The 16,196-nt window shown below is 57.3% G+C and carries 12 protein-coding genes; 11 read left to right on the forward strand and 1 reads right to left on the reverse strand.

Annotation, left to right across the window (positions count from 1 at the left end; genetic code table 11):
* Nucleotides 1–29: 29 nt before the first annotated feature.
* From msbA to KGP25_RS07980, 6 genes are all read left to right on the forward strand, one after another.
* On the forward strand, nt 30–1,778 hold the full coding sequence (msbA, locus tag KGP25_RS07955) for a lipid A ABC transporter ATP-binding protein/permease MsbA (RefSeq protein ID WP_045908385.1): 1,749 nt from the start codon (nt 30–32) through the stop codon (nt 1,776–1,778).
* Nucleotides 1,775–2,752 carry a tetraacyldisaccharide 4'-kinase gene (gene lpxK / locus KGP25_RS07960; RefSeq protein ID WP_223540223.1) on the forward strand — a complete coding sequence of 326 codons (978 nt, stop codon included), beginning with the start codon at nt 1,775–1,777 and terminating at the stop codon, nt 2,750–2,752. Before msbA ends, lpxK begins: the two co-directional genes overlap by 4 nt.
* Nucleotides 2,753–2,796: 44 nt before the next feature.
* Entirely contained in the window at nt 2,797–4,026 is a 1,230-nt protein-coding gene (locus KGP25_RS07965; RefSeq protein ID WP_048222317.1) for a winged helix-turn-helix domain-containing protein, read from the forward strand.
* Nucleotides 4,027–4,071: 45 nt separating this feature from the next.
* Nucleotides 4,072–4,254 (forward strand): protein YcaR, encoded by a 183-nt coding sequence (ycaR, locus tag KGP25_RS07970; protein ID WP_006174474.1) that lies wholly within the window; start codon nt 4,072–4,074, stop codon nt 4,252–4,254.
* Nucleotides 4,251–4,997 (forward strand): 3-deoxy-manno-octulosonate cytidylyltransferase, encoded by a 747-nt coding sequence (kdsB, locus tag KGP25_RS07975; protein WP_008499959.1) that lies wholly within the window; start codon nt 4,251–4,253, stop codon nt 4,995–4,997. Before ycaR ends, kdsB begins: the two co-directional genes overlap by 4 nt.
* A gap of 142 nt (nt 4,998–5,139) precedes the next feature.
* On the forward strand, nt 5,140–6,033 hold the full coding sequence (locus KGP25_RS07980) for a YcbJ family phosphotransferase (protein ID WP_045908382.1): 894 nt from the start codon (nt 5,140–5,142) through the stop codon (nt 6,031–6,033).
* Here KGP25_RS07980 and elyC read toward each other — a convergent pair.
* Nucleotides 6,010–6,789, reverse strand: coding sequence for an envelope biogenesis factor ElyC (gene elyC, locus KGP25_RS07985; protein ID WP_058654659.1), 780 nt, complete (start codon nt 6,787–6,789; stop codon nt 6,010–6,012). The genes KGP25_RS07980 and elyC overlap by 24 nt on opposite strands.
* A gap of 124 nt (nt 6,790–6,913) precedes the next feature.
* On the opposite strand from elyC, the gene cmoM reads away from it, so the two are divergent.
* The 5 genes from cmoM to ldtD all read left to right on the forward strand — a co-directional run bounded on the left by cmoM (nt 6,914) and on the right by ldtD (nt 16,157).
* The gene (gene cmoM / locus KGP25_RS07990) at nt 6,914–7,693 is read left to right on the forward strand and encodes a tRNA uridine 5-oxyacetic acid(34) methyltransferase CmoM (protein ID WP_032649174.1); all 780 of its coding nucleotides are present in this window, start codon (nt 6,914–6,916) and stop codon (nt 7,691–7,693) included.
* 3 nt (nt 7,694–7,696) lie between these two features.
* Nucleotides 7,697–9,019, forward strand: coding sequence for a chromosome partition protein MukF (gene mukF / locus KGP25_RS07995; RefSeq protein ID WP_008499955.1), 1,323 nt, complete (start codon nt 7,697–7,699; stop codon nt 9,017–9,019).
* Nucleotides 9,000–9,704, forward strand: coding sequence for a chromosome partition protein MukE (gene mukE / locus KGP25_RS08000; protein ID WP_008499954.1), 705 nt, complete (start codon nt 9,000–9,002; stop codon nt 9,702–9,704). Before mukF ends, mukE begins: the two co-directional genes overlap by 20 nt.
* Nucleotides 9,704–14,155 carry a chromosome partition protein MukB gene (mukB, locus tag KGP25_RS08005; protein ID WP_063621312.1) on the forward strand — a complete coding sequence of 1,484 codons (4,452 nt, stop codon included), beginning with the start codon at nt 9,704–9,706 and terminating at the stop codon, nt 14,153–14,155. Before mukE ends, mukB begins: the two co-directional genes overlap by 1 nt.
* Nucleotides 14,156–14,333: 178 nt before the next feature.
* A complete protein-coding gene (gene ldtD, locus KGP25_RS08010) occupies nt 14,334–16,157 on the forward strand; it encodes a L,D-transpeptidase (RefSeq protein WP_223540224.1) in 1,824 nt (607 codons plus the stop codon).
* The last annotated feature ends 39 nt before the right edge of the window (nt 16,158–16,196 follow it).

Consider the following 16,196-nt stretch of genomic DNA (forward strand, 5'->3'; position numbering starts at 1 on the left):
CGGCTATTTCAACAATGCTGGTTTTTTGAATGCATAACGACAAAGATCTCTCCACGTGGCAAACGTTCCGCCGACTCTGGCCGATGATTGCCCCTTTTAAAGCAGGCTTGATCGTGGCGGGTGTAGCGTTAATCCTCAACGCAGCCAGCGATACTTTTATGCTATCGCTTCTTAAACCGTTACTGGATGACGGTTTTGGTAAAACGGATCGCTCAGTGCTGCTATGGATGCCTCTGGTGGTTATCGGACTGATGATCTTACGCGGTATCACCAGCTATATCTCAAGCTACTGCATTTCCTGGGTATCCGGGAAAGTGGTGATGACCATGCGCCGTCGACTGTTCAGTCACATGATGGGCATGCCGGTTGCGTTCTTTGACAAGCAGTCAACCGGGACGCTGCTGTCGCGTATTACCTACGACTCCGAGCAGGTTGCTTCTTCCTCTTCCAGCGCGCTGATTACCGTTGTGCGCGAGGGCGCGTCGATCATCGGCCTGTTCGTGATGATGTTCTACTACAGCTGGCAGCTGTCGCTTATCCTTATCGTTCTGGCACCGGTGGTTTCCATTGCTATCCGCGTCGTGTCAAAGCGCTTCCGCAATATCAGTAAGAATATGCAGAACACGATGGGGCAGGTGACCACCAGCGCAGAGCAGATGCTGAAAGGGCATAAAGAAGTGCTGATTTTTGGTGGTCAGGACGTCGAAACCAAACGCTTTGATAAAGTCAGCAACAAAATGCGTCTGCAGGGGATGAAAATGGTCTCGGCCTCTTCCATCTCTGACCCGATTATTCAGCTGATTGCCTCGCTGGCACTGGCGTTCGTCCTGTATGCAGCAAGCTTCCCGAGCGTCATGGAGACGCTGACGGCGGGTACCATTACCGTGGTCTTCTCCTCAATGATTGCCCTGATGCGTCCGCTGAAGTCACTGACGAACGTGAATGCCCAGTTCCAGCGTGGGATGGCCGCCTGCCAGACCCTGTTTAGCATTCTGGATTCCGAGCAGGAAAAAGATGAAGGCAAACGCGTCATTGAGCGTGCGAACGGCGACGTTGAGTTCCGCAATGTGACCTTTACCTATCCTGGCCGCGAAACACCGGCTCTGCGCAATATCAACCTGACCATTCCGGCGGGGAAAACCGTTGCGCTGGTAGGCCGTTCTGGCTCGGGGAAATCGACCATTGCCAGCCTGATCACCCGTTTCTACGACATTGACGAAGGTGAAATTCTGTTAGACGGCCACGACCTGCGGGAGTATACCCTGCAGTCGCTGCGTAATCAGGTAGCGCTGGTCTCTCAGAACGTGCACCTGTTCAACGATACCGTGGCAAACAATATTGCCTATGCGCGTACTGAAGAGTACAGCCGCGAGCAGATTGAGAACGCCGCGCGTATGGCTTACGCGATGGACTTTATCAACAAGATGGATAACGGTCTGGATACCATCATCGGTGAGAACGGCGTACTGCTCTCCGGTGGGCAGCGTCAGCGTATCGCCATTGCCCGTGCGCTGTTGCGCGACAGCCCGATCCTGATCCTGGACGAAGCGACCTCTGCGCTGGATACGGAATCTGAACGCGCGATTCAGTCCGCGCTGGATGAGCTGCAAAAGAACCGTACCTCGCTGGTGATTGCGCACCGTCTGTCGACTATCGAGCAGGCTGATGAAATCGTCGTGGTTGAGGACGGTATCATTGTTGAGCGTGGAAGCCATGCTGACCTGCTGGAACACCGCGGCGTTTACGCTCAGCTTCATAAGATGCAGTTCGGCGAATGATTGCACGCATCTGGTCCGGTGAATCCCCGCTGTGGCTGCTGCTTTTGCCGCTCTCCTGGCTCTACGGCCTGGTGAGCGGCATCATCCGCCTGCTTTATCGTCTGGGGGTGAAGCGGGCCTGGCGCGCGCCGGTGCCGGTTGTGGTTGTCGGTAATCTTACGGCGGGCGGCAACGGCAAAACGCCGGTGGTGATCTGGCTGGTAGAGCAGTTACAAAAACGCGGTATACGCCCGGGCGTGGTATCGCGCGGATATGGTGGTCAAGCTGCGCATTACCCGCTGTTGCTGACGGCGGAAACCACGACGGCTGAAGCGGGTGATGAACCGGTATTGATTTTCCAGCGTACCGGCGTACCGGTCGCGGTTTCCCCGGTGCGCAGCGATGCCGTACAGGCACTGCTTACCGAACACGCGGTACAAATCATCATCACTGACGATGGTCTGCAGCATTACGCCCTGGCGCGTGATAAAGAGATTGTGGTCATCGACGGCGTTCGCCGTTTTGGTAACGGCTGGTGGTTACCTGCCGGGCCCATGCGCGAACGCGCTTCACGTCTGAAGTCTGTGGATGCGGTGATCGTGAACGGGGGTGAGGCGAAAACGGGTGAAATCCCGATGCACCTGCAGCCGGGCCTGGCGATCAACCTGGTGACGGGGGAACGCCGGTCGGTTTCAGAGTTGCCTTCACTGGTAGCGATGGCGGGCATTGGTCATCCGCCGCGCTTCTTCGCGACGCTGGAACAGTGTGGTGCCCGGCTGGAAAAACGCGTTCCGCTGGCCGACCATCAGGCGCTGGTGGAAGGGCAGGTAGACGCCTTGACCGCACCCGGGCAGTCGCTGATCATGACCGAAAAAGATGCGGTGAAATGCCGCGCCTTTGCGAAAGATAACTGGTGGTATCTGCCGGTTGACGCCGAACTCAGCGGTGAGCAGCCGGAACATTTGCTCAAGGAACTGATTGCGTTGGTGCACTAAAGGCTTACGCGGTTCTGGTGACGCTTTGACTGACAGGAAAACGCATGTCTCTACCGCAACTCTCGCTTTCAGCCGCACGTAATCTCCACCTGGCCGCGCAGGGGCTGCTCAAAAAGCCCCGCCGCCGCGCGCAGCCTGCCGATATTCTCTCTACCGTACAGCGCATGTCGCTACTCCAGATCGACACCATTAATATTGTGGCACGTAGCCCTTACCTGGTGCTGTTCAGCCGCCTGGGGAGTTATCCTTCCCAGTGGCTGGATGAGGCGCTCAGCAAGGGGGAGTTGATGGAGTATTGGGCGCATGAAGCCTGCTTCCTTCCTCGCAGCGATTTTGCCCTGGTGCGTCACCGTATGCTTGCGCCGGAAAAGATGGGCTGGAAATACCGACAGGCCTGGATGCAGGAACATGCGGCTGAAATAGAGCAGCTCATCGCGCATATTCAGGAAAACGGCCCTGTACGCTCTGCCGATTTTGAACACCCGCGCAAGGGGACAAGCGGCTGGTGGGAGTGGAAACCGCACAAACGTCATCTCGAAGGGTTATTTACCTCTGGGAAAGTCATGGTGATTGAGCGGCGTAACTTTCAGCGCGTCTACGATCTGACGCATCGCGTGATGCCGCACTGGGACGACGAGCGCGACCTGCTTACCCAGGAGGCGGCCGAGGCCATTATGCTGGAGAACAGCGCCCGCAGTCTGGGGATTTTTCGCGCGCAGTGGCTGGCAGATTATTATCGCCTGCGCCAGCCTGTGCTGAAACCGCTGCTGGACATGTGGCAACACGAGCAGCGCGTTATTCCCGTTACCGTGGAAACACTGGGCGAAATGTGGCTGCATGCGGATCTCCTTCCGCTATTGCCGCAGGCCCTGGAGGGGAAACTTCAGGCAACCCACAGCGCGGTATTGTCGCCTTTCGACCCGGTCGTCTGGGACAGAAAACGCGCCGAGCAGCTCTTTGATTTCAGCTACCGGCTGGAATGTTATACCCCGGCCCCAAAGCGCCAGTATGGCTACTTTGTTTTACCGCTCCTGCATAAGGGGCAACTGGTCGGGCGCATGGATGCCAAAATGCACCGCAAGACCGGAACGCTTGAAATCATTGCGCTTTATCTGCAAGAGGGCGTCAGGGTGACGGCGAGCCTGGAAAAAGGATTAACGTCCGCCATTAGCGAATTCGCGCGCTGGCAGGGTGCCGACGACGTGACGCTGGGCAGGGTACCTGATGGATTGTTTACATCCTGTCGAAGTGGCTGGGAAACAGGCACGCCCTGAAAAGGGAATGTGTTAAGCTTTAGCGATTACCCATACGGAGGAACTATGGATCACCGTTTACTTGAAATTATTGCCTGCCCGGTATGCAACGGCAAACTTTACTACAGCCAGGACAAACAAGAGCTCATTTGCAAGCTGGACAGTCTGGCTTTCCCGCTGCGTGACGGTATTCCGGTATTGCTGGAAAATGAAGCCCGTTCCCTGGTGGCAGAAGAGAGCAAGCCATGAGTTTTGTCGTCATTATTCCTGCGCGTTATGCCTCAACGCGTCTGCCGGGTAAACCGCTGGTGGATATTAACGGCAAGCCGATGATTGTGCATGTCCTCGAGCGCGCGCGTGAATCGGGTGCTGACCGCGTGATTGTTGCCACCGACCATCCGGATGTCGCTCGTGCGGTTGAGGCCGCAGGCGGAGAGGTGTGCATGACTCGCGCCGATCACCAGTCCGGCACCGAACGTCTGGCGGAAGTGGTTGAGAAATGCGGTTTCAGTGATGATACGGTCATCGTAAACGTGCAGGGTGACGAGCCGATGATCCCCGCGGTCATTATCCGTCAGGTGGCCGAAAACCTGGCGCAGCGTCAGGTCGGAATGGCGACGCTGGCGGTACCCATTCATCATGCAGAAGAAGCTTTCAACCCGAATGCGGTGAAGGTCGTCATGGATGCGGAAGGCTATGCGCTCTATTTCTCCCGCGCCACGATCCCGTGGGATCGCGATCGCTTTGCGCTCTCTAAAGAGACCATCGGTGATACCTTCCTGCGTCATATTGGGATCTACGGTTATCGCGCTGGCTTTATTCGCCGCTATGTGGCCTGGGCGCCGAGCCCGCTGGAGCATATCGAAATGCTGGAGCAGCTTCGCGTGCTCTGGTACGGCGAGAAAATTCACGTTGCCGTTGCTGAGGAAGTCCCCGGCACGGGCGTAGACACCCCTGAAGATCTTGAGCGCGTTCGCGCCGAATTGCGTTAATCTTACCGGCATCTCTCCGCAGGGAGGGATGCACTCTCCGCTTTATTTTTCACTTTCTTTTTCCTGATTGATCTCTTCCGGGTGACATCTTCATTAAGGACGCTCATTATAAAAGCAGTAGTCTTAATGGGGGTAATCTCATATGGAACAGCTGCGTGCCGAACTTAGCCATCTGCTGGGTGAGAAGTTAAGCCGGGTCGAATGCGTGAGTGAAAAAGCCGATACCGCGCTCTGGTCGCTTTACGACAGTCAGGGTAACCCGATGCCGCTAATGGCAAGAAGTTTCACGTCACCCGGTGTTGCCAGGCAGCTTGCATGGAAAATGTCGATGCTGGCGCGGGAGGGAACCGTGCGTATGCCGACGGTGTATGGTGTGATGACCCATGAGGAACACCCCGGCCCGGACGTACTGCTGATTGAACGTTTACGCGGTGTGCCCGTTGAAGCGCCCGCGCGAACGCCGGAACGCTGGGAGCAGCTGAAAGACCAGATTGTCGAGGCGCTGCTGGCCTGGCACCGTCAGGATAGCCGTGGACTTGTCGGACCGGTTGACAGCACCCAGGAAAACCTCTGGCCGCTGTGGTACCGCCAGCGGGTTGAGGTGCTGTGGGGAACGCTTAACCAGTTCAACAATACCGGTTTAACCATGCAGGACAAACGTATCCTGTTTCGCACCCGGGAGTGCTTACCGGCCTTGTTCGACGGTTTTAATGACAACTGCGTGCTGATCCACGGCAATTTTACCCTGCGCAGCATGCTCAAAGACGCCCGCAGCGATCAGCTTCTGGCAATGGTGGGGCCGGGCATCATGCTCTGGGCACCGCGCGAATATGAGCTGTTCAGGCTCAGCGACAGCGGGGCGGCGGAAGGCTTACTGTGGCATTACCTTCAACGCGCCCCCGTTGCGGAAGCGTTTCTCTGGCGACGCTGGCTATACCTGCTCTGGGACGAAGTCGCGCAGTTGGTGAACACCGGACGATTTAATCGCGCAAACTTCGATCTGGCAACAAAATCACTCTTGCCCTGGCTCGCCTGAGGATCCTTTCAGCCACTGCCAGAGACGTCCGAGCGTCTCGTAGCCGACGCGGTCGCTGTGCATCAGCCACACCGGGGAGGGGATCGCCCGTTCCCACGGGTTGAGCGGTGCGTCGATGGCCATCTGGTTAGCCGGTGCGGGAAGCGGGTGCAGGCCTTGCTTCTCAAAGAAAATTATCGCGCGCGGCAGGTGCGAGGCGGAAGTCACCAGCAAGAACGGGGCATCGCCAATCGCCTGCTTCACTGCAGCAGCCTCTTCTTCAGTATCTTTCGGGCTGTCCAGCGTGATGATTGAGGAACGCGGCACGCCGAGAGATTCCGCGACCCTGGCGCCTGCTTCAGCCGTACTCACCGGGTTCGTTTTGGCCGCCGCGCCGGTGAAGATCATTTTTGATCCCGGATTCGCCAGCCACAGGCGAATACCTTCGTTCAGCCGTGGCAGGCTGTTGTTGATCAGGTTTGAGCTCGGGGCCCAATCAGGATCCCAGGTATATCCACCGCCCAGCACCACGATGTACGACACTTTCTGATTTCCCTGCCATGTTGGGTACCTGTTTTCGATGGGGCGTAACAGGCCATCCGCGACCGGTTGCAGGCTCAACAGCAGCAAGACCAGCCAGCCGAGCGTGATAAGCGTTTTGCCACTCTTCTGAAAGCGACTGAACCACACCAGCGCCAGCCCCAGCGCGATGATGATGAGCAGCAGCGGAAGGGGAAGCATCATCCCTCCAATGTATTTCTTAAGGGTAAAAAGCATCCTTTTTGGTTCCTTTTTTGACCATATAGCAGGTGATTGCCGGTGATATTACACCAGAGAGGTTCATTCTCCGCGCGGGTGTGACAAAATAGCGGTTTTGCAGTTAGCGAGTGGAACTCTCCCAATGCGGGATCGCAATTTTGATGACATCGCGGAAAAATTTTCGCGCAACATTTATGGCACCACGAAGGGGCAGCTTCGTCAGACGATCCTCTGGCAGGATCTGGACACCATTCTGGCTACGTTCGGTGGCCAAACGTTGCGCGTGCTGGACGCCGGTGGTGGTGAAGGGCAGACGGCCATAAAAATGGCTGAACGCGGTCATCACGTCACGCTTTGCGATCTTTCTGCTGAAATGGTCGCCCGCGCGACGCGTGCGGCAGAAGAGAAAGGTGTGAGCGACAACATGCATTTTATACAATGCGCCGCTCAGGACATCGCACAGCATTTGGAAACCCAGGTTGATCTGATATTGTTTCATGCGGTGCTGGAGTGGGTTGCCGATCCGCAAAGCGTGTTACAAACCCTGTGGTCTATGTTGCGCCCGGGCGGCACGCTGTCGCTGATGTTCTACAATGCTAACGGCTTCCTGATGCACAACATGGTTGCGGGAAACTTCGACTATGTTCAGGTCGGGATGCCTAAAAAGAAAAAGCGCACGCTTTCCCCGGACTATCCGCGCGATCCACAGCAGGTTTATGGCTGGCTGGAAGCGATTGGCTGGCAGATTGTCGGGAAGACGGGCGTCAGGGTGTTTCATGATTATCTGCGTGAAAAACACAAACAGCGTGACTGTTTTGACACCTTAACAGAATTGGAAACGCGGTATTGCCGTCAGGAGCCTTTTGTCAGCCTTGGCCGCTATATTCACGTCACCGCGCACAAGCCGCAGATGCAAGGATAACCTATGAGTGAATTTTCCCAGACAGTCCCCGAACTGGTTGCCTGGGCCAGGAAAAACGATTTCTCCATCTCGCTGCCGGTAGACAGACTCTCTTTCCTGCTGGCGGTCGCCACGCTGAACGGCGAGCGGCTGGATGGTGAAATGAGCGAGGGTGAACTGGTGGATGCGTTCCGCCACGTCAGTGATGCGTTTGAGCAAACCAGCGAAACCATTAGCGTCCGTGCCAACAACGCGATCAACGATATGGTGCGTCAACGTCTGCTGAACCGCTTTACCAGCGAGCAGGCGGAAGGAAACGCCATCTATCGCCTGACGCCACTGGGCATCGGCATCACCGATTATTATATCCGCCAGCGTGAATTTTCCACGCTGCGTCTTTCCATGCAGCTGTCGATCGTGGCGGGTGAGCTTAAGCGCGCCGCCGATGCGGCAGATGAAGACGGTGACGAATTCCACTGGCACCGAAACGTCTATGCACCGCTGAAATATTCGGTGGCGGAAATCTTCGACAGTATCGATCTGACCCAGCGCCTGATGGACGAACAGCAGCAGCAGGTGAAAGACGATATCGCACAGCTGCTGAATAAAGACTGGCGAGCGGCCATCTCCAGCTGTGAACTTCTGCTGTCAGAAACCTCCGGTACGCTGCGTGAGCTGCAGGATACGCTGGAAGCCGCAGGGGATAAGCTGCAGGCGAACCTGCTGCGTATCCAGGACGCGACGCTGGCGCACGACGATCTGCACTTTATCGACCGTCTGGTGTTCGACCTGCAGAGCAAACTGGACCGTATTATCAGCTGGGGCCAGCAGTCGATCGACCTGTGGATTGGCTATGACCGACACGTGCATAAATTTATCCGTACCGCGATCGATATGGATAAAAACCGCGTCTTTGCCCAGCGTCTGCGCCAGTCGGTGCAGACCTATTTCGATGCGCCGTGGGCGCTGACCTACGCCAATGCCGATCGTCTGCTGGATATGCGCGACGAAGAGATGGCGCTGCGCGATGAAGAGGTGACCGGTGAACTGCCGCCGGATCTCGAATACGAAGAATTTAACGAAATTCGCGAGCAGCTTGCGGCGATGATCGAAGAACAGCTCGCGGTCTATAAAACCAGACAAGCTCCGCTGGATCTTGGACTCGTGGTGCGCGACTATCTGGCGCAATATCCGCGCGCGCGCCACTTCGACGTTGCCCGCATTGTGGTAGACCAGGCGGTTCGCCTGGGTATCGCGCAAGCAGACTTCACCGGACTGCCGCCGAAGTGGCAGCCAATTAACGATTACGGAGCCAAGGTACAGGCGCATGTCATTGACAAATATTGAACAAGTGATGCCGGTTAAGCTGGCACAGGCGCTGGCGAATCCGTTATTTCCGGCGCTGGACAGCCAGCTGCGTGCCGGTCGTCACATTGGCTTAGACGAGCTGGATAATCACGCCTTTTTGATGGACTTCCAGGAGTACCTGGAAGAGTTTTACGCACGCTACAACGTGGAGCTTATCCGCGCGCCGGAAGGGTTTTTCTACCTGCGCCCGCGCTCCACGACGCTGATTCCGCGTTCCGTGCTCTCCGAGCTGGATATGATGGTCGGCAAAATTCTTTGCTACCTCTATCTCAGCCCGGAACGTCTGGCGAATGAAGGGATCTTCACCCAGCAGGAGCTTTACGACGAGCTGTTGACGCTGGCAGATGAGAGCAAGCTGCTCAAGCTGGTGAACAACCGCTCCACGGGGTCGGATCTTGACCGTCAGAAATTACAGGAAAAGGTTCGCTCTTCCCTGAACCGTCTGCGTCGTCTGGGGATGGTCTGGTTTATGGGTCACGACAGCAGCAAATTCCGCATTACGGAATCTGTCTTCCGCTTCGGCGCCGACGTGCGTGCGGGCGATGACGCGCGTGAAGCGCAGCTTCGCATGATCCGCGACGGTGAAGCGATGCCGGTGGAAAACCATTTGCAGCTCAATGATGAGCATGAAGAGAATCTGCCGGATAGCGGGGAGGAAGAGTAATGATTGAACGCGGTAAATTTCGCTCACTGACGCTGATTAACTGGAACGGCTTCTTTGCCCGAACGTTCGATCTGGATGAGCTGGTCACGACGCTCTCCGGCGGTAACGGGGCGGGTAAATCCACCACCATGGCGGCCTTTGTCACGGCGCTGATCCCTGACCTGACGCTGCTTCACTTCCGTAACACCACCGAAGCGGGGGCCACAAGCGGCTCCCGTGATAAAGGTCTGCACGGGAAGCTGAAGGCCGGCGTCTGTTATTCGGTTCTGGACGTCATTAACTCCCGCCATCAGCGCGTGGTGGTGGGCGTACGCCTGCAGCAGGTTGCCGGTCGCGATCGTAAAGTCGATATTAAACCGTTCGCCATCCAGGGGCTTCCAACGTCCATGCAGCCAACGGCGCTGCTGACGGAAACCCTGAACGAACGCCAGGCGCGCGTGCTGACGCTCCAGGAGCTGAAAGATAAGCTCGAAGCGATCGAAGGCGTGCAGTTCAAGCAGTTCAACTCGATTACCGACTACCACTCGTTAATGTTCGATCTGGGCGTGGTGGCGCGTCGTCTGCGCACGGCATCAGACCGCAGCAAATACTATCGCCTGATTGAAGCGTCTCTGTACGGCGGTATCTCCAGCGCGATTACCCGCTCCCTGCGCGACTACCTGCTGCCGGAAAACAGCGGCGTGCGTAAGGCCTTCCAGGATATGGAAGCGGCGCTGCGTGAAAACCGCATGACGCTGGAAGCGATTCGCGTTACCCAGTCTGACCGTGACCTGTTTAAACACCTGATCAGCGAAGCCACCAACTACGTGGCGGCGGACTACATGCGCCACGCCAACGAGCGCCGCGTCCACCTCGATCAGGCATTAGAATATCGCCGCGAGCTGTTTACCTCCCGTAAACAGCTGGTGGCCGAGCAGTACAAGCACGTCGAAATGGCGCGCGAGCTCGGTGAGCACAACGGTGCCGAGGGCGACCTGGAAGCCGACTACCAGGCCGCCAGCGATCACCTGAACCTGGTGCAAACTGCGCTCCGTCAGCAGGAAAAAATCGAGCGCTATGAAGCGGACCTCGACGAGCTGCAGATCCGTCTCGAAGAGCAAAATGAAGTGGTGGCCGAAGCCGCCGAGATGCAGGAAGAGAACGAAGCCCGCGCCGAAGCGGCCGAGCTGGAAGTGGATGAGCTGAAAAGCCAGCTTGCCGATTACCAGCAGGCGCTGGACGTGCAGCAGACGCGTGCGATCCAGTACACCCAGGCACTGCAGGCATTACAGCGCGCGAAAGAGCTGTGCCATCTGCCTGACCTGACGCCGGAAAGCGCCGACGAGTGGCTGGATACCTTCCAGGCCAAAGAGCAGGAAGCCACTGAGAAACTGCTGTCCCTCGAACAGAAAATGAGCGTTGCGCAAACGGCACACAGCCAGTTTGAGCAGGCTTATCAGCTAGTTGTGGCGATTAACGGCCCGCTGGCGCGTAACGAAGCCTGGGACGTTGCCCGTGAACTGCTGCGCGACGGTGTTAACCAGCGCCATCTGGCCGAGCAGGTTCAGCCGCTGCGTATGCGTCTGAACGAGCTGGAACAGCGCCTGCGCGAGCAGCAGGAAGCCGAGCGTCTGCTGGCGGAATTCTGCAAACGTCAGGGCAAAAATTACGATTTTGACGAGCTTGAGGCCCTGCATCAGGAACTCGAGGCGCGTATCGCTGCGCTTTCAGACACGGTCTCCAGCGCCAGCGAACAGCGTATGACCCTGCGTCAGGAGCTGGAACAGCTGCAGTCCCGTTCGCAAGCGCTTCTGCAGCGTGCACCGGTCTGGCTGGCGGCCCAGAGCAGCCTTAACCAGCTCAGCGAACAGTGCGGCGAGCAGTTTGAATCCAGTCAGGAAGTGACCGAATACCTGCAGCAGTTGCTGGAGCGTGAGCGCGAAGCCATTGTTGAGCGTGATGAAGTCGGCACGCGCAAGCGTGAAGTCGACGAAGAAATTGAACGCTTAAGCCAGCCGGGCGGTGCGGAAGACCCGCGTCTCAATGCCCTGGCGGAACGTTTTGGCGGCGTGCTGCTGTCCGAGATTTACGACGATGTCGGTCTGGACGATGCGCCATACTTCTCCGCGCTGTACGGTCCATCCCGTAATGCGATTGTGGTGCCGGATCTGTCGCTGATTTCTGAGCAGCTTGCCGGCCTGGAAGATTGTCCGGAAGATCTTTACCTGATCGAAGGGGATCCGCAGTCGTTCGATGACAGCGTATTCAGCGTCGACGAGCTGGAAAAAGCGGTGGTGGTGAAAATCGCTGACCGTCAGTGGCGCTATTCCCGCTTCCCGGAACTGCCGCTGTTTGGCCGCGCCGCGCGCGAAAGCCGCATCGAAAGCCTGCACGCCGAGCGTGAAACGCTGTCTGAACGTTTTGCGACGCTGTCGTTTGACGTGCAGAAAACCCAGCGCCTGCATCAGGCGTTTAGCCGCTTTATCGGCAGCCATCTGGCCGTGGCCTTTGAAGCTGATCCGGAAGCGGAAATTCGCAAGCTCAATACCCGTCGCGGCGAGCTGGAGCGGGCGATTGCCAGTCATGAAAGCGACAACCAGCAGAGCCGCGTCCAGTTCGAGCAGGCGAAAGAGGGCGTCGCGGCCCTTAACCGTATTCTGCCGCGCCTGAATCTGCTGGCGGATGACACGCTGGCCGATCGCGTGGACGAGATCCAGGAGCGCCTGGATGAAGCGCAGGAAGCCGCGCGCTTCGTGCAGCAGCACGGCAATCAGCTGGCGAAGCTGGAGCCGGTCGTGTCTGTCCTGCAGAGCGACCCGGAACAGTTTGAGCAGTTGAAAGAAGACTATGCCTGGTCGCAGCAGGTGCAGCGCGAGGCGCGTCAGCAGGCGTTCGCCCTGACGGAGGTGGTGCAGCGTCGCGCCCACTTCGGCTACTCCGATTCGGCAGAAATGCTGAGCGGTAACAGCGATCTGAATGAAAAGCTGCGTCAGCGCCTTGAGCAGGCGGAAGCGGAACGTACCCGCGCCCGCGAGGCGATGCGCAGCCATTCCGCTCAGCTGAACCAGTACAACCAGGTGCTGGCCTCGCTGAAAAGCTCCTTCGATACCAAGAAAGAGCTGTTGAACGACCTGCAGAAAGAGCTTCAGGACATCGGTGTTCGTGCCGACAGCGGGGCAGAGGAGCGCGCGCGCATTCGTCGTGACGAGCTGCATGCTCAGCTGAGCAACAACCGTGCGCGTCGCAATCAGCTGGAAAAAGCGCTGACCTTCTGCGAAGCAGAAATGGATAACCTGACCCGTCGCCTGCGCAAGCTGGAGCGCGACTACTTTGAAATGCGCGAGCAGGTCGTGACCGCAAAGGCGGGCTGGTGCGCGGTGATGCGCATGGTGAAAGACAATAACGTTGAGCGTCGCCTGCACCGTCGCGAGCTGGCATATCTTTCTGCCGATGAGCTGCGTTCCATGTCGGATAAGGCGTTGGGTGCCCTGCGTCTGGCGGTGGCGGATAACGAACACCTGCGCGATGTTCTGCGCATGTCCGAAGATCCGAAACGTCCTGAACGTAAAATCCAGTTCTTCGTGGCGGTTTACCAGCACCTGCGCGAACGTATTCGTCAGGACATCATTCGTACTGACGATCCGGTCGAGGCTATCGAACAGATGGAAATCGAGCTGGGTCGTCTGACGGAAGAGCTGACCTCCCGCGAGCAGAAGCTGGCGATCAGCTCCCGCAGCGTGGCGAACATCATCCGTAAAACCATTCAGCGCGAGCAGAACCGTATCCGCCAGCTCAACCAGGGTCTGCAGAGCGTGTCGTTTGGCCAGGTGAACAGCGTGCGCCTCAACGTTAACGTGCGCGAAGCGCATGCCACCTTGCTGGAAGTGCTGTCTGAGCAGCACGAACAGCATCAGGATCTGTTCAACAGTAACCGTCTGACCTTCTCTGAAGCGCTGGCGAAACTGTATCAGCGCCTGAACCCGCAGATTGATATGGGCCAGCGTACGCCGCAAACCATCGGTGAAGAGCTGCTGGATTACCGTAATTACCTGGAAATGGAGGTAGAGGTAAACCGTGGTTCAGACGGCTGGCTGCGTGCGGAGTCCGGAGCACTCTCAACCGGTGAAGCGATCGGTACCGGTATGTCAATTCTGGTGATGGTGGTACAGAGCTGGGAAGACGAAGCGCGCCGCCTGCGCGGCAAAGACATCTCCCCATGCCGACTGCTGTTCCTGGATGAGGCGGCGCGTCTTGATGCGCGCTCCATTGCTACGCTGTTTGAGCTTTGCGAACGTCTCGATATGCAGCTCATCATTGCGGCACCGGAGAACATCAGTCCTGAAAAAGGGACAACCTACAAGCTGGTGCGTAAAGTGTTCCAGAACAGCGAACACGTGCATGTTGTGGGGCTGCGTGGCTTTGCGCCGCAGCCGCCAGAGTCACTGCCAGAAACCACGGCGGACGCTTCCTGACGCGTTTTCCGATCCGAAGCGGCGCCCTGGCGCCGCTTTTTTTTTAAACTTAACTTGTGCTTAGGGCTGCGTTATCTTTAAACTTCTTTACATAAGGTAAGGCAACAGCTTAGCCGTCTACCTATAATGAAAGAAAGCCCCAACGTGATGGGCATGTCGTGAAAACAGGGGGCAAGGGATGTTGCTTAAGAAAGAATGTGGTCGTCAGCTGTCGGCGCTTAGTTTATGCCTGGCAGTGATGTTTGCTCCACTGTTAACCGCCCAGGCCGACGAGCCTGAAATTGTGCCGACTGACAGCTCGGCAACGACAGGCGCGCAGCCTACGTCGTTGTCCCAGCCGCTGGAACAGTCTCCGGTGACGGCTATCATGGCCGGTATTAAGCCGCTGCCGGAAGGCATCGATGCCGAATCGCTCAGCCAGCAGCTGCAGTCAGGGCTGCCGTCAGGCTACACGCCGGTCTATCTCAATCAGCTCACGCTCCTCTATGCTGCCCGCGATATGAAACCGATGTGGGAAAACCGCGATGCCGTGCGCGCCTTCCAGCAGCAGCTGGCGGAGGTCGCGATTGCAGGGTTTCAGCCACAGTTTACAAAGTGGGTTGAGCTGTTAACCGATCCTGCCGTGTCCGGTCAGGCACGGGACGTCGTGCTTTCCGATGCCATGATGGGCTATCTGCAGTTCGTGGCGGGTATTCCGGTCAATGGCAACCGCTGGCTGTACAGCGACAAGCCGTATAAGCTGGCGACGCCGGCGCTGTCGGTGATTAACCAGTGGCAGTTAGCCCTGGATAACGGCGAACTGCCGCGCTTTATTGCCAGCCTCGCACCGGCGCATCCACAATATGCCACTCTGCACGAGTCGCTTCTCGCGCTGGTGGGCGACTCGCGTCCATGGCCGCAGATGCGCGGCACCGCGACGCTGCGTCCGGGGCAGTGGAGCAGCGATGTGCCTGCTCTGCGTGAGATCCTGACGCGCTCCGGTCTTCTTGATGGCGGGCCACATATCGCTCTGCCTGGTGACGATCCACAAAATGCGGCGGTCAGCCCGTCAGCGCCCGTGAAAGAGAAAAAAGCGATTGCCGTCAGCAATAAACCCGCAGCATACGATCGCGAGCTGGTTGCGGCAGTGAAGCAATTCCAGGCCGCTCAGGGACTGGGAGCCGATGGCGTCATTGGCCAGACGACACGAGACTGGCTGAACGTATCGCCTGCGCAGCGGGCTGGGGTGCTGGCGCTCAATATCCAGCGTTTGCGCCTGCTGCCTGGAACTCTCTCTACCGGGATTATGGTTAACATTCCGGCGTATTCACTGGTCTATTACCAGGACGGTAGCGAAAAACTGGCGTCACGCGTGATTGTCGGGCGTCCGGATCGCAAAACGCCGATGATGAGCAGCGCGCTGAATAACGTGGTGGTTAACCCGCCGTGGAACGTGCCACCGACGCTGGCGCGTAAAGACATTCTGCCGAAGGTCTGGAACGATCCGGGTTATCTGGAACGTCATGGTTATACGGTGATGCGTGGCTGGAACAGTAAAGAGGCCATCGATCCTTATATGGTCGACTGGTCGACAATCACGGCTTCTAACTTGCCGTTCCGTTTCCAGCAGGCTCCGGGGGCGCATAACTCTTTAGGGCGTTACAAATTCAATATGCCGAGTTCTGACGCTATCTATCTGCACGATACGCCGAACCACAATCTGTTCCAGAAAGATACGCGCGCGCTGAGTTCTGGCTGCGTGCGCGTGAACAAAGCCTCGGAGCTGGCCAATATGCTGCTGCAGGATGCGGGCTGGAACGATACGCGCATTTCGGATGCCCTGAAGCAGGGGGATACGCGTTACGTTAATATTCGACACAATATTCCGGTCAATCTTTACTATCTGACGGCGTTTGTTGGCGAAGACGGGCGTACTCAGTACCGCACAGATATTTACAATTATGATCTCACCGCGCGATCTGGCGCACAAATTTTGCCAAAAGCGGAACAATTAATCAGGTAAATGAAGCAGTTCGGGAAAAATGATTGTCGTAAGTTAGGG

It is taken from the genome of Enterobacter sp. JBIWA003, assembly GCF_019968825.1.
GTDB lineage: Bacteria > Pseudomonadota > Gammaproteobacteria > Enterobacterales > Enterobacteriaceae > Enterobacter > Enterobacter quasiroggenkampii.